This window comes from Haloarcula sp. HT12 (genome assembly GCF_055271655.1).
On sequence record NZ_JBUXKW010000001.1, the window covers coordinates 792,108 to 805,221 of the forward strand.

At 65.6% G+C, this 13,114-nt stretch carries 14 protein-coding genes; 8 read left to right on the plus strand and 6 right to left on the minus strand.

The genetic code is table 11. The annotated features are described in order from the left end of the window. Positions 1-134: 134 nt before the first annotated feature. Positions 135-1,190, minus strand: coding sequence for a molybdopterin-dependent oxidoreductase (locus ACY9XZ_RS04190; protein WP_463455803.1), 1,056 nt, complete (start codon positions 1,188-1,190; stop codon positions 135-137). A 51-nt stretch (positions 1,191-1,241) separates the two neighbouring features. Beyond that, complete coding sequence (locus ACY9XZ_RS04195) at positions 1,242-2,198, minus strand: lamin tail domain-containing protein (RefSeq protein ID WP_463455804.1); 957 nt, start codon at positions 2,196-2,198, stop codon at positions 1,242-1,244. 87 nt (positions 2,199-2,285) lie between these two features. On the opposite strand from ACY9XZ_RS04195, the gene ACY9XZ_RS04200 reads away from it, so the two are divergent. Both ACY9XZ_RS04200 and ACY9XZ_RS04205 read left to right on the plus strand, forming a co-directional pair. Continuing rightward, positions 2,286-3,179 (plus strand): CBS domain-containing protein, encoded by an 894-nt coding sequence (locus ACY9XZ_RS04200; RefSeq protein WP_463455805.1) that lies wholly within the window; start codon positions 2,286-2,288, stop codon positions 3,177-3,179. 122 nt (positions 3,180-3,301) lie between these two features. Continuing rightward, positions 3,302-4,036 carry an N-acetyltransferase family protein gene (locus ACY9XZ_RS04205; RefSeq protein WP_463455806.1) on the plus strand — a complete coding sequence of 245 codons (735 nt, stop codon included), beginning with the start codon at positions 3,302-3,304 and terminating at the stop codon, positions 4,034-4,036. Between the two features lie 18 nt (positions 4,037-4,054). Here ACY9XZ_RS04205 and ACY9XZ_RS04210 read toward each other — a convergent pair whose 3' ends face one another. The 4 genes from ACY9XZ_RS04210 to ACY9XZ_RS04225 form a co-directional block, all read right to left on the minus strand. Then, complete coding sequence (locus ACY9XZ_RS04210; protein WP_463455807.1) at positions 4,055-5,101, minus strand: nucleoside recognition protein; 1,047 nt, start codon at positions 5,099-5,101, stop codon at positions 4,055-4,057. A gap of 77 nt (positions 5,102-5,178) precedes the next feature. Continuing rightward, positions 5,179-5,745: a magnesium transporter gene (locus ACY9XZ_RS04215; protein WP_463455808.1), complete on the minus strand. Its 567-nt coding sequence runs from the start codon at positions 5,743-5,745 to the stop codon at positions 5,179-5,181. Next, the gene (locus tag ACY9XZ_RS04220) at positions 5,746-6,324 is read right to left on the minus strand and encodes a magnesium transporter (RefSeq protein ID WP_463455809.1); all 579 of its coding nucleotides are present in this window, start codon (positions 6,322-6,324) and stop codon (positions 5,746-5,748) included. It abuts the gene before it with no gap. Positions 6,325-6,379: 55 nt separating this feature from the next. Beyond that, positions 6,380-7,231 carry a hypothetical protein gene (locus tag ACY9XZ_RS04225; protein ID WP_463455810.1) on the minus strand — a complete coding sequence of 284 codons (852 nt, stop codon included), beginning with the start codon at positions 7,229-7,231 and terminating at the stop codon, positions 6,380-6,382. Positions 7,232-7,362: 131 nt separating this feature from the next. Between ACY9XZ_RS04225 and ACY9XZ_RS04230 the strand changes: the two genes are divergently transcribed. The 6 genes from ACY9XZ_RS04230 (at position 7,363) to ACY9XZ_RS04255 (ending at position 13,109) form a co-directional block, all read left to right on the plus strand. Then, positions 7,363-8,772, plus strand: coding sequence for a substrate-binding protein (locus tag ACY9XZ_RS04230; protein ID WP_463455811.1), 1,410 nt, complete (start codon positions 7,363-7,365; stop codon positions 8,770-8,772). Positions 8,773-8,903: 131 nt separating this feature from the next. Further along, positions 8,904-9,842 (plus strand): branched-chain amino acid ABC transporter permease, encoded by a 939-nt coding sequence (locus ACY9XZ_RS04235; protein WP_463455812.1) that lies wholly within the window; start codon positions 8,904-8,906, stop codon positions 9,840-9,842. After that, the gene (locus tag ACY9XZ_RS04240) at positions 9,839-10,930 is read left to right on the plus strand and encodes a branched-chain amino acid ABC transporter permease (protein WP_463455813.1); all 1,092 of its coding nucleotides are present in this window, start codon (positions 9,839-9,841) and stop codon (positions 10,928-10,930) included. The genes ACY9XZ_RS04235 and ACY9XZ_RS04240 overlap by 4 nt, the downstream gene beginning before the upstream one ends. Further along, positions 10,927-11,685: an ABC transporter ATP-binding protein gene (locus tag ACY9XZ_RS04245; protein ID WP_463455814.1), complete on the plus strand. Its 759-nt coding sequence runs from the start codon at positions 10,927-10,929 to the stop codon at positions 11,683-11,685. Before ACY9XZ_RS04240 ends, ACY9XZ_RS04245 begins: the two co-directional genes overlap by 4 nt. Next, positions 11,682-12,425 carry an ABC transporter ATP-binding protein gene (locus ACY9XZ_RS04250; protein WP_463455815.1) on the plus strand — a complete coding sequence of 248 codons (744 nt, stop codon included), beginning with the start codon at positions 11,682-11,684 and terminating at the stop codon, positions 12,423-12,425. Before ACY9XZ_RS04245 ends, ACY9XZ_RS04250 begins: the two co-directional genes overlap by 4 nt. Beyond that, on the plus strand, positions 12,426-13,109 hold the full coding sequence (locus tag ACY9XZ_RS04255; RefSeq protein ID WP_463455816.1) for a thioredoxin family protein: 684 nt from the start codon (positions 12,426-12,428) through the stop codon (positions 13,107-13,109). The last annotated feature ends 5 nt before the right edge of the window (positions 13,110-13,114 follow it).

Sequence of the window (13,114 nt, forward strand, 5' to 3'; positions counted from 1 at the left end):
AACAGGACTTCGCGGAGGGGCGACCGCACTGCCGTCGGGAAGTGCACGAGCGAACTCGTGTGGGATCGTGTAGCGTATTTCCGGTCGGTCCCGCCCCAAAGACACACACCGGTACATCGCGACAGCGATCCGCATCAGAGCCCGCTCACGAATATCGCGAGCCACTCTCCGAGTTCCCGGCGCTTGCTGACCCGGACCGACTCGACCCACTTCACCCACTGGAAGCCCCGTCGGCCGGGGGCGACGAGGCGGAGCGGGTAGCCGTGACCGTGGGCCAGTCGCTCGCCGTCGACGTGCGTCGCTAGAAGGGCGTCTCGGGCCTCCGACAGCGGGAGGCTCCACCGGTAGCCGGTGGCAGAGCGGAACTGGACCCACGCCGCCGCGTCGTCGGGGTCGGCGGCGTCGAGCAGGTCGCCGACCCGGACCCCCTGCCACTCGTGGCCGGAGTACCAGCCGCTCGTGCAGTCGAGAACCGCCGACTCGGTGGCGTCCGGCGAGAGATCGGCGGCGGCGTAGCTGGTCTCGCCGGCGACTCTGCCAGCGACCGACAGCGACCAATCGGCCGCGTCGACCGGATCCGGGGCGTCGGCGACCCAGCTGGTGACGGGGAACCGGTTGCCGTCGTCGGTCCCCTTCTCCCGCGACCCGGTGTACCGGCGGTCCGCCCCGGCCGTATCGAGGGCGTCGTTAACTGGCCCCTGGACGCGCCAGAGAAGCGCACCGGCGGTCACCAGTCCGGCATACCGGAGGACGTCCCGGCGGCCGCCGCGGGTGACCTGTGCCGGGGAGTGGAACCGGGTGCGGAGATGCACCAACAGCAGCGGCGGGACCAGCAGGCCGAGCGCGACGTGGAGGTGAAACAGCCCCCACGGGCCGAGGTCGAGCGTGCCGCCGAATATCCACCAGACGCCGGTAGCGAGCGCCCCCAGGACAACCACAGCCAGACCAACCGAGAGGACGCGGGTGCCGGTCAGCCGCGACGGAGCGACGCGGTGGGAGACGCGGCGGAGTTTCACCGGCAACAAGAGCGTCAGAACCACGCCGGAGAGGGCGTGGACGTCGATGATCCACGCACCGTCTGGTGTGCCCGCGAAGATGGTAGCGACGCCGGTGGCAAGCAGCGTCGTCGCCGCCGCGAACAGCCCCCAGTCGACCGCCCGGGGCGTCGGCGTCAGCCGGCGGATAGCCATGGTCCCTGTTAGCACTCAAGCGGTTTATACTGCCGTGGCAACGGGGCGGCGTCAGTACGATTGGCGGCGGACTGTCTCACCGCTGGCGTTCCGAACGATTACCGTGTCGCCGTCGTTGTTCCAGACCGCCCCGTCCCGGCCCCAGTACCGCTCCGTGGTAGTGTCGGTTCCGCTCCCGGTGTACAGGGTCACCGACGCGTTCGGGTCGAGGGTCAGGTTCGTGAACGTGTACTGGTGGCCCGCGTCGTCGCTGACCGTCCACCCGGACAGGTCAAGCGCCGCCTCGCCGGTGTTCGTGAGCGTGACGTATTCGTCGTTCAGGTTCTCGTTATCGTTGCCGGCGGCGTCGGCGTGGATGTCCGCGATCCTGAGGCCGCTGGCACTCTCGGTCCCGCCGTCGGCGATAGCTGTGCGGGTCACTGCGTCCGGGTCCGTACAGCGCCAGAGCCCTCGGCGGTCGGAGCGGGCGTCGTCTTCGGCCGCGTAGAATCGGTCGGCTCGGGTGAATTCACTGTCGTACACGCGCGCATGCCCGGTCTCGACGAGTCGGTAGTTGAACAGCGTCCCGTCGAGGACGACGTAGGCCAGCAGCCGGTCGTAGTAGCCGCGCCGGTCCGTGTCCGAGTCGAATGCGAGCCCGACCGTCTCGCCCAGCAGTCGTTGCTTGGCGAGCGACGAGGCGTTGGTGCCGGCCTCGCGGAGACAGGACGCCCCGGCGTCCGTCTCGGGGACGCCTTCGAACTCCGCCGGGTCGTTCTCGGTGTGGACTTCTGGCGTGTCGATGCCGACGAGTCGGACGGTGTCGCCCGTCCCGTTCTCGTAGGCGACCTGTATCGTGTCGCCGTCGACCACGGCCGTGACGGTCACAGTGACATCAGACTCCGGAGCGTCGACTGGCGACTGACCGTCGACGGCGGTCCCCGCCGGCTGTGACGGCGTTCCGGCGAAGCCGCTGCAACCGGCGGCAACCGCGAGCACGACGACGAGACCAAACGCGAGCCGACGCATTGTCGAAATGTCGGTGCCCGGAGACACAAGGGTGCCGGTGTCTTCGGGCGGACTGTTATACGTCTGCCATGTCTGGTTTCCGGTACAATGCTCGTCCCGCTGCCAGTCAGAGAGATTATGCGGACGCCGGTCGAAACCATCGTCCCCGACGCGCCGGTCATCGAGGCGGCGCAGCGCCTCCGTGACGAGGACATCGGCTCGCTCGTCGTCGAGGACGATGGTGGCTGCGTCGGCATCATCACGGAAAGCGACATCGTCGCCGTCGCCGCAGCCGAGGGCGATACCAGAGCGCTGTCAGTCGGTGACGTAATGGCCGAGACGCTGGTGACGATCACCCCTGACGCGGACGTCGAAACGGCCGTTGACCGACTGCGGACGAACAACGTCAAGAAACTGCCCGTCGTCGAGGACGGCTCGCTCGTCGGTATCGTCACGACGACCGACCTCTCCGATTACATCCCGCACCTCTCGCGGGCGAAGGGACCGACTGACGGGCCGTCACAGCAAAAGCGGTTCACCCGGCCGGACACGCTGTACGAGAACGAGGACTGGTCGTTCGAGAGCTACGGGACCGCCGACGGCATCGACATCGGGGACCACGTCCGGTTCACCAAGACGATAACCCAGGCGGACGTGGAGGCCTTCGCCGAGGCCAGCGGCGACACGAACCGGCTCCACCTCGACGCGGAGTTCGCGGAGGGGACGCGGTTCGGCCGCCGGATCGCCCACGGAACGCTCGTGTCCGGAATCATCAGCGCCGCCCTGGCGCGGCTCCCGGGACTGACGATCTACCTCTCCCAGGAGCTGAGCTATCAGGGACCCGTCGACATCGGCGAGGAAGTCACAGCCCACTGCGAGGTCGTCGAGCGCATCAAGGACAACCGGTTCCGCCTGGCCACGGCCGTCGACGACGCCGAGGGGAACTGCGTCATCGAAGGCGACGCCGTCGTCATCTCCGATCCGATCCCGGAGACGGCGTGAGCCGCCAGTCAGGGCCGTCTCGTCACGTTCGACCGGGACTGCTCGGACAGAACGCCCATCACGTTTCGTGTTTAGTGTTACCAAATAACAATTGTTAATAATCTGCTAGTATATTATCCGATATGGACGCTGTCGAACGGCCGACATTCGAGACGAGCGCGGCGATGGAGGTGTATCAGCACATCGAGCGACACGGGACGGCGGCACGGCACAGAGTCCGCGAGATGGTAGACCTCTCGCCGGAGGCGTTCGAGGAGGCCCTGACACACCTCCTGTCGAAGGGGTATATTCAGGACGACGGCGGGACCCTGGCGCTGGCACTCGACGTCGGCTCCGTCGAGCAACACACCACGAACGGGCTGACGTACACGATTCGGCCGGCTCACAACGACGACTTCGAGGGGCTCGTTCAAACGATTCGGGACGTGTCCAGCGACGGCACGTACGTCGTCGCCGAGAGCGTCGCCGAGCAGTTGCTGTATGAGGATGCCGTCACGCGACACAACACGGTCGAATCGAGAGTGTTCTTCGTCGCCACGATCGACGGGGAGGTCATCGGCTGGTGTCACCTCGATATCCCGCAACTGGACAAGCTCCGCGAGACGGCCCAGCTCACCGTCGGCGTCAGGGAGGAGCAGCGAGGCCAGGGCATCGGCAGTCAGCTCATGGAGCGCGGGCTGGACTGGGCGAGGGCCAACGGCTACCGGAAGCTGTACAACAGCGTGCCGGCGATCACGGAGAACGCGATGGTGTTCCTCGAAGACCACGGCTGGCACACGGAGGGAATCCGCCGGAACCACTACACCGTCGACGGGGAGCAGGTCGACGAGGTGATGATGGCCTACACGTTCGAGTAGCCGGGCACCGGTTTCCCGCTACAGTAGGACGACCAGCGCCAGCGCGATCCAGACGATTTTCAGTCCCGTGTTCACGACGATGACTTTCGAGCCGAACTCCCGGCCCCAGATGCCGTACTGGAAGGGAATCGAGCGTTTGAACGTCGAGACGGCAAAGGAGATGATGCCGCCGACGAGCATCGTCGCCACGGCGGTCCGGGCGGTGAAGGTCCCGTTTCTGATGAGCGGCGCGATGACCGTCGCCCCGGAAGTCGTGTCGAGGGCGTACGCGGCGATGACGGGGATGGCCGCCCCCGGTAGCCCGAGCAGCCCGGCGAACCCGTCGGCGGCGGCGGTGACAGAGGCCCCGTCGCTGCCGAGGAGGGCGAGGATCTCGTCGCCGTAGGCCACGAGTAACGAGACGACAGCGTAGATAGCCGCAAGCCGCGGCAGGATGTCCCGGACTTTCTCGGCGGTGGCGTCGAATGCCGACCTGACGGCCGCCCGGCGACTGTCCGGACGCTCGTCGAACACGTCGCCTGCGTCGTCGGCCGTCCCACCGTCGGGGGCCGGGTCCGTGTTTGCGCTCGGCCGGCCGACGTTGGACGCGTCCAGTAGCACCGCGCCGGCCGCGATGCCGGTCAGCGTGATCGCCAGCGCGATGAGTCCCCGCGTGGCGACGTACAGCACCCCGACCCGAAAGCCCAGAATGGGGATGAGGATCGGCGCGTAGAAGGTGATGATGTGCTGGGCGAAGCCGAAGAACGTGTTGATGGTGACAGCGATTATCGTCGCGCGGTCGGACAGCACGCCGGACTCCCGGAAGTCGGCGAGCATGCCGTAGCCGGCGGTCGTCGACGCGGTCGTCGTCAGGATAGCGGTGCCGACCTCGTCCGGGAGGTTCGCCGGCGACGTGAGATAGCGCGAGACGACGGCGATCTTCTCGACCAGCCCGAACGCGACCGCCAGTTCCGCGAGGAACACGCCAACGGAGAGGAACAGCGTGATACGGAGGACCCTGACAGCGACCTCTCCGAGGACAGCGACTGCCGGGTGGCCGAGCACAGCGGCGACGAGCGACTGCACGGCTCGAAGTAGTGCCTTTCCCGCAAAAGGCCCATCGGTAGCGTCAGCCGCTTCGGGGGTGATACTGCGCACACAACTCACACGAGCACGCGGACGGTACCGAACAGCACCACCACACCCAGCACGTCACAGACGTTCGTGACGACGGGGATGACCACGTCGTCGGGGTCCAGTTCGAACCGGTAGGCCGCATAGGTCGTCACCGTCGTCACGACGATGGCAAGCACCGCCAGCAGACTCCCGCTGACGAGCGCGACGAGGACGACCGTCCAGAGGGAAAGCGCAGTCCCGCCGATGAGGGTCTGGAGGAGCCACGCACCCGCACCGACGAGCGGGAACAGCGTCACCGCGAGGGCGAGGGTGGCGATAGCGTTACCGGCGAGCCGGTCGTCAGTCGCCGCGAAGGACAGGAGCCCGAGGTGAAACGCCGTCGAGAACCGCGCCGCGAGGATGCTGCCGAGGTTCCCCGCCATGCCGATTGTCACCGGGACAAGCACGAGCAGGGACGGGTACTGCAGCAGCGTTCCCTCGAAGGTATCGAGCACGAGGCCGCTCCCGAGTTCGATAGCGGTGAGCACGACCAGAATGGGGAACATCGTCCGGACGATACCCGAAACCGACCACTGGGAGGCGAACTCCGCCATTCAGCCACCCCCCAGCGCGAGGACTAGTCGGGTCGCGCCGAGCAACGTCGCGATACCGACCACGTCGCCCGTCGTCGTCACGACCGGACCGGCGAGCGTGTCGGGGTTGAGCCCGCGGCGGTAGCCGACGAACACGACCGAGACGACGGCGATAGTCAGCAACAGGCCAGAGACGAGGCCAGCGAGAAGCGCGATGGCGACCAGGGTTGCGAGGGAGGCCGACGGTCGCCCGACCAGCGCGAGCAGGGCGACGGCCATCACCGCGGCGACGCCGCTGATGAGCACACCGTTTGCCAGGGCCGCCGCGACGGCCGCGTTGACGCGGTCGTCGTCGAACGAAAACGTCGGCTCGATGAGCCCCTGGTGGAGCGCCGAACCGAGGCGGGCCCCGAGCGAGCCGTAGACGTTCCCCCGGGTGGCAAGCAGCGCCGGCACGAGCACGAGCAAGCCGGCGACGTCCTGTAACTCCGCGTCCATGCCGCCGAGGACGACGCCCGCGAAGAGGCCGCCGACTGCACTGAGGGCCAGCACCGGGAGCGATTCCCGGTAGGCTTCGAGTGCCACCTCGCGGACAGTCATTGCAGGCCGAAAGACGGCGAGCGAAAAAAAGCCCCCTGATAGCGTTGGCGACCCTTCAACCCCGAGTCGACTGCGCCCTGTCGCGCCACGGCGGCGGCCCGACCGTCGTGTTCCCGACGGCGGTAAACCTGACAGTTCTGGTGACCGTGACCGGTTCGCCGTCGTCCGTGACCGTCGTGTACTCGGTCCGGTAGTCGCGAACGAGTCCCGACCGGGTGACGTGGGCGACGAGCGTCGCGTTCTCCCGGGCGGCCCACGCTGTCGACGTGGTGTTTTCCCGTAGCCGGTCGCCCCTGATGACGTAGACGGTCCCAGCTGACTGCTGGGACTGCATGGTCCGAGTGTGGAACGGTGCAACAGTCCGAGTCACGTCGGCGGCGGGGCGGCCGTTCAACGCCGCGGTGTGGACCCAGTAGCGCCACGTGCCGGCGTAGCTGTCGGGCGGAACGTACTCGTTGTAGATAGTTCGGTTGTCCCGCACGAGTCGGCGAAGGTACGTGTCGCCGTCGGACCAGAACGACGCGGTCGCCGGCGGCCGACCGAGGAGCACCGGGGCCGCGTGCCCGCGGACGGAGATGTTTGCGAGATGCGTCCGGTTCGCGTCCAGCGCAACGTGGACCCGGAGGTGTGACCGTAACGACCCGTTCGCATACCGGACGGTCCGGTTCATCGTCAGGGTGTATCCGGTTCCGTTGAGACGGTCCCCGTGAGCGGACCCGAGGAGCGCTGGGCTGGTGATACCCGTCGATCCGACGCCGGTCGGGTACGTGGTCGCGGAACTGGTCGGCACTGGGGCGGGAGTCACCGATGCCGACGAACCGTCGCCGTCGCTGAACCCGAACCCCCCACAGCCCGCGGTCACGACGACGGCAATGACGAGTAGCAGTCGCCCCATACACCACGCCATGGTATAACAAACCATTCAAGTCGAAATAAGTCTACGGATCGCCATTCAGCCGGAACGTGTCGGTCTCCAGATATGAAATCGCTGACTAACTTACCGAAACTATTATGATGGATTCAGACACCCTATGGAACATGCCAACTAATGGCAGTTCGGTCAACCGACGACAGTTGCTGAAGAGTACGGGCGTCGCAGGTGTGGCAGGTCTGACGGGACTGGCCGGTTGTTCCGGTGGCGACGGTGGCGATGGTGGCGGAGACGGTGGCGATGGCGATGGTGGCGGAGACGGTGGCGATGGTGGCGGAGACGGCGGCGACGACTACCCGGCGCTTGGCAATTTCCCGGTTGAGGGCGACACGGTCACGTTCGGGTTCAACGTTCCACAGTCAGGGCCGTATTCCTCGGAGGGACAGGACGAACTCCGAGCGTACGAACTCGCGCAAAAGCACCTCAACAACGGGGGTGGCTGGGTGGACAGCTTCGAGGACCTCAGCGGCGACGGCGTCCTCGGGTACACGGTCGATTCGGTGAACGGCGACACGGCGACCGACGCCGACACCGCCCGACAGTCCGCCTCGCGGATGATAAACCGTGACGACGTGGTGATGATCTCGGGTGGCTCGTCCAGCGCAGTGGCCATCGCCGTGCAGGGCCTCTGTCAGACGGAGAGGGTCATGTTCATGGCCTGTCTGACCCACTCCAACGACACGACCGGGAAAGACTGCGCCCGGTACGGGTTCCGGGAGATGTTCAACGCGTACATGACCGGCCAGGCGCTCGCGCCGGTGCTCGAAAGCGAGTACGGCTCGGACAACTCCTTCTACCAGCTGTACGCCGACTACTCCTGGGGGCAGACCCAGCAGGACTCGATGAATCAGTTCCTCTCGGAGATCGGGTGGGAAGAGGTCGACAGCGTGGCGACGCCGCTCGGGACCAGCGACTTCTCCTCGTATCTCTCGGAGGCCGCAAACAGCGGCGCTGACGTACTCGTCCTCAACCACTACGGGCTGGACGGCGCGAACTCCGTCTCACAGGCCGTCGACGCCGGTATCGACGAAAACATGGAGATCGTCGTGCCGCTGTACAACCGCCCGATGGCACAGGCCGCCGGTGGCTCCATCGAGGGCATCTATGGGACCATCGCCTGGGACTCCCAGATCGACAACGAGCCCTCGAACGCGTTCACGGAGGCGTTCCAGAACGAGTACGACCGCGTCCCCTCCGGACCGGCCCAGCTCGCCTACGCCCAGACGCTCCAGTACGCCGCCGCCGCCGAACGAGCGGGCACGTTCTACCCGCCGGAGATTATCCGCGAACTGGAGGACTACGAGTACAGCAACATCGGCATGGGCGAGGAGACGATGCGAGCCTGTGACCACCAGGCCCAGCGGGCGATTCCGGTCGCCCAGGGACTGCCGGAGAGCGAACAGTCGGACGGGAACTTCATCGACATTGTCGAGATCACGTCCCGAGACGACGTCGGCTACGGCTGCGATTCCGGGCCGGCCGCGGAGTGCGAACTCGGTGAGTACGGGGACGAATAGGCCGTAATCCGGACAGGGGACCGTCCCCTCATGATTTATAGTGCATGAGTTCGCCTTACTTGATACACAAAAACTAGCATGATTAGGAATACGCAAATACTACGAGAAGAGTGCGGTGGGGGGAGTCCAGCGTGACGCTACTCGCGGACATCCTCACCATCTTATTGAATGGGCTGCAACAGGGCGCGATCTACGTCCTGCTCGCAGTTGGACTGTCGATTATCCTCGGGACACTGAAGTTTGTCAACTTCGCTCACGGAGCGTTGTACCTCATCGGTGCGTATCTGGGGCTGTTCATAACCGCCCAGGTACCGCTGAACGACGGCCAGTTAGCAGCATGGGGGATCCAGTCATACGGCATCGAACTGGGATTCATCGCTGCACTGGTCATCGTACCGATTGTCGTGTTCATTATCGGTCTCCTGATGGAGCGGTTCGTCGCACAGGCGTTTTACGACCGCCCCGACACCGACCAGATTCTCGTGACGTTCGGGCTCGCGATCATCGTCCAAGAACTGCTTCGGGCGATGCTTGGCGGGAACAGCCAGCCGTTCCCACAGCCCTCGTGGGCATCCGGCCCCATCGCGCTGCCGGTCATCGGAAACTTCCCGCGCTGGCGGCTCGGCGTCATCGCGATTACGGCCGTCCTCGTCCTGGGCGTGTACGCCCTCGTCGAGTACACCGACTTCGGCCTCATCGTCCAGGCCGGTACCCTCGACGGCGAGATGGTTCGTTTGCTCGGAATCAAACTGAGCCGACCGTACCTCGTCGTCTTCGGCATCGGTGCCGCACTCGCCGGCGTGGCCGGCGTCGTCGGCGGCCCGCTCGCCAACGTCAACCCCAACATCGGTACTGAACAGTTGGTTCCGGCGTTCCTGACCGTCGTCATCGGCGGCGTCGGGAAAATCGAAGGGGCCGTCGTGGCCGGGCTGATGCTGGGAACCCTACAGGTGTTGCTCATCCAGACCGGCTACGCCGGCTGGAGTCAGGTCGGCATCTACGCGCTCGCGGCCATCGTCCTGCTGGTGCGTCCGCAGGGCCTGCTGGGTTCGGAGGTGGATGTCTCGTGAGCGACGAACCCCGAGACGCGACCGCCACGGCGGCGGCCGACGCTGACGCGGAGGTCACCGGCGGCCTCGGCGACCGGTGGGCCAGCTTCCGCGACCGGGAGATCTCGACGGTGTTGCTCACGGTCGTGGGCGTGGCCGTTTTCCCGTTCCTCTTCAACAACTACCTCGACGGCTACACGCAGCTGGCGACGCTGATGCTCATCTACGGCATCTTCGCCGTCGGGTTCGACATCCTGCTGGGGTACACCGGCCTGCTGTCGTTCGGCCACGCCGCCTTCTTCGGTGGGGCGGCCTACGCCGCCGGTATCTTCAGTGCGAGCGTCAGTAGCTCGCCGCTGCTGGTGTTGCTCGCCGGCACGGTGTTCGCGGTCCTGCTGGCGTGGATTGTCGGCTTCCTGTCGCTGCGCCGCGGCGGGATCTACTTCGCTATCCTGACGCTGACGTTCGGCCAGATGTCCTTCTACCTGGCGGCGTCGCCGCTGGCCTTCCTCACGAACGGTGAGAACGGCTTCACCTCCGTGGATATCGGGCACCTGCTGGGCGTCATCGACATCCACGGCGGGGTGCCGTTCCCGCTGTCGATGCTAGTCGACAACATGCTGTACGTGTTCGTCGCCGTCATGACGGTGCTGTCGGTCGCGATGGCGAACCGCATCCTTCACTCACCGTACGGGACCGTGTTCCGCGCGATCCGCGAGAACGAGCGGCGGGCGGAGTTCGTCGGCCTGAACGTCTGGCGGTACAAGCTGATGGCGTTCGTCATCTCGGCGGCCTTCGCCGGCATCGCCGGGAGCCTGTTCGCAATCGAGGGGAACTACGTGCCCCTGGAGTCGCTGTACTGGACCGAGTCCGGTCGCATCGTCATCATGACCGTCCTCGGCGGTGTCGGGTCGCTGTTCGGACCGCTGTTCGGTGCCGGTCTGTACCTGTACATCGAGAACATCGTCAGCGGGTTCCCGACGCTTGGGCCCTTCTGGCACCTCATCCTCGGCGTCGTCTTCGTCGTCGCCATCGTCCTCTTCCCGGAGGGCATCTGGGGCGGTATCGAGTACGTCCGTGACATGGTTGTCGGAGGTGACGAAGAATGACAGTCCTCGAAACCGAGCAACTCACCAAGCAGTTCGGCGGCCTCACGGCCGTCGACGAGGTAGACCTGGAGATAGAACAGGGCGAGGGCGTGAGCCTCATCGGCCCCAACGGTGCGGGGAAGTCGACGTTCATCAACCTCGTCACCAGGCGACTCGAACCGAGCTACGGGGAAATCATGTTCCAGGGGAACTCCATCCTCGGGATGGACCCCCACGAGGTCGTCCAGAGGGGAATGAGCAAGTCGTTCCAGACAGCCTCGATCTTCCCGGAGCTGACGGTCAAGGAAAACGCCACTATCGCGGCGTTAGCGGCCGAGCACGGCTCGTTCCGGTTCAACTTCTTCCGGCATCAGAACAGCTACCCGGAAGTGGACGAACTGGCCGACGAGGTGCTCGAATCTGTCGGCCTGTACGACGAGCGGGAGAACCAGGCCGACAGCCTCGACTACGGGAACAAGCGCCGGCTCGAACTCGGCATCGCGCTGGCCGCCGAACCGGACATGTTGCTGATGGACGAGCCGACCGCCGGGATGAGCCCCGACGAGACGAAATCGACCGTCGACCTGATCAAGCGGGTCAAGCAGGAGCTCGACCTGACGTTCCTGCTGGTCGAACACGACATGGAGATCGTCTTCGACATCTCCGACCGCATCGTCGTCCTCAACCGCGGCTCGGTTATCGCGAAGGGGACGCCCGACGAAGTGCAGGACGACCCCGCTGTGCAGGAAGCCTACCTCGGAGGTGTCGAAGAATGACGCTGCTCGACGTGGACAACATCAACGGCTACTACGGCGAGAGCCACATCATCCAGGACGTATCGATGAACGTCGACGACGGCGAAATCACGGCCCTGCTGGGCCGCAACGGGGCGGGGAAGACCTCGACGCTCCGGTGTATCTCCGGGGCGACGCCGCCGGACGTCCGGAGTGGCACGATTCAGTTCGACGGGACGGATATCACCAACCAGCCGCCGGAGGATATCGCCGTCCGCGGTATCTCGTTGGTGCCCGAAGAACGGCGCGTGTTCACCGACCTCACTGTGGCGGAGAACCTGCACCTCGCGGATACGGTCCGCAACAAGACCAACACCTGGCGGCGGAAGCTCGATTTCCGCGACGAAGGGATGTCGACGGCGGAAATCTACGAGTACTTCCCGCGGCTCGACGAGCGCCGGTCCCAGAAGGCCGGAACCCTTTCGGGCGGCGAACAGCAGATGCTCGCCATCGCCCGTGCGCTTCACCAGAGCACCGACCTGTTGATGCTCGACGAGCCATACGAGGGGCTGGCCCCGCAGATCATCCAGTCCGTCGAGAACGCCATCGAACGCATCAGCGAAGACGGCACGACGATACTGCTGGTCGAGCAAAACGCCGTGGCGGCGATGAAGATCGCCGACCGGTGTTACGTGCTGGACCGCGGGCAAGTGGTGTTCAAGGGACCCGCCGAGGAACTACAGAACGATCAAGAGACGCGCGACAAGTACCTGGGTGTCTGAATGTCGGAAACCCAATCCGCCGAAGCGCTGCTCGACGCACTGGAGGACGAAGGTGTCGTCGTCGTCGACGAGGAAACGGACGAAGTCAGCACGACGGAGGCCTTCGAGGCCGACCGCGAGGTGTACTACGACACCTACGTCACGATGGGCGACACGGAGTTCCACGAGTCCGTCGCCGACGTGTTCGGCCTCGATTCGGCCGCCGTAGCGGCCGAACGAGTCGACGAACTCGACGTGTCCCGCGAGGAGTTCGCCACGTTCCTGACCCTGCGGTCGAACGTCGACGGCTCCTACACCACCGTGGAACTGACGACGATGGCACAGATGGCGACCGAACTGGGGCCGGAGACGCCGGTCCCCGACGCGGTCGAACACTTAGACGACGACAGCTACGAGGCCTTCGTCGACGCTCACGACCGGTGTGTCGTCACCGTGTGGAAACTGTTCTGTGACCCCTGCGAAGCGATGAAAGCGCAGTTAGACGAGGTCCTGGCCGCGTTTCCCGAGGGCGTCCCGGTCGGCGGCGTCGCCGGCGAGCGGTCGCCCGAGTTCTGTCGGTCAGTCGGTGTCAACGCGGCACCCGCCGTCGTGTTGTTCGAGGACGGCGAACCCGTCGAGCGGATCACTGGCCGAACGGATCCGTCGCCGCTCGCTGCACGGGTTGAAGAAGTGTACGGCCTCTGACTGCG

What these genes read in the sequence shown, in the direction of transcription:
- ACY9XZ_RS04190 (WP_463455803.1), bottom strand. Translation starts at nt 1,190, where the DNA reads ATGGCTATCCGCCGGCTGACGCCGACGCCCCGGGCGGTCGACTGGGGG.
- ACY9XZ_RS04195 (WP_463455804.1), bottom strand. Translation starts at nt 2,198, where the DNA reads ATGCGTCGGCTCGCGTTTGGTCTCGTCGTCGTGCTCGCGGTTGCCGCC.
- ACY9XZ_RS04200 (WP_463455805.1), top strand. Translation starts at nt 2,286, where the DNA reads ATGCTCGTCCCGCTGCCAGTCAGAGAGATTATGCGGACGCCGGTCGAA.
- ACY9XZ_RS04205 (WP_463455806.1), top strand. Translation starts at nt 3,302, where the DNA reads ATGGACGCTGTCGAACGGCCGACATTCGAGACGAGCGCGGCGATGGAG.
- ACY9XZ_RS04215 (WP_463455808.1), bottom strand. Translation starts at nt 5,745, where the DNA reads ATGGCGGAGTTCGCCTCCCAGTGGTCGGTTTCGGGTATCGTCCGGACG.
- ACY9XZ_RS04220 (WP_463455809.1), bottom strand. Translation starts at nt 6,324, where the DNA reads ATGACTGTCCGCGAGGTGGCACTCGAAGCCTACCGGGAATCGCTCCCG.
- ACY9XZ_RS04225 (WP_463455810.1), bottom strand. Translation starts at nt 7,231, where the DNA reads ATGGCGTGGTGTATGGGGCGACTGCTACTCGTCATTGCCGTCGTCGTG.
- ACY9XZ_RS04230 (WP_463455811.1), top strand. Translation starts at nt 7,363, where the DNA reads ATGCCAACTAATGGCAGTTCGGTCAACCGACGACAGTTGCTGAAGAGT.
- ACY9XZ_RS04245 (WP_463455814.1), top strand. Translation starts at nt 10,927, where the DNA reads ATGACAGTCCTCGAAACCGAGCAACTCACCAAGCAGTTCGGCGGCCTC.
- ACY9XZ_RS04250 (WP_463455815.1), top strand. Translation starts at nt 11,682, where the DNA reads ATGACGCTGCTCGACGTGGACAACATCAACGGCTACTACGGCGAGAGC.
- ACY9XZ_RS04255 (WP_463455816.1), top strand. Translation starts at nt 12,426, where the DNA reads ATGTCGGAAACCCAATCCGCCGAAGCGCTGCTCGACGCACTGGAGGAC.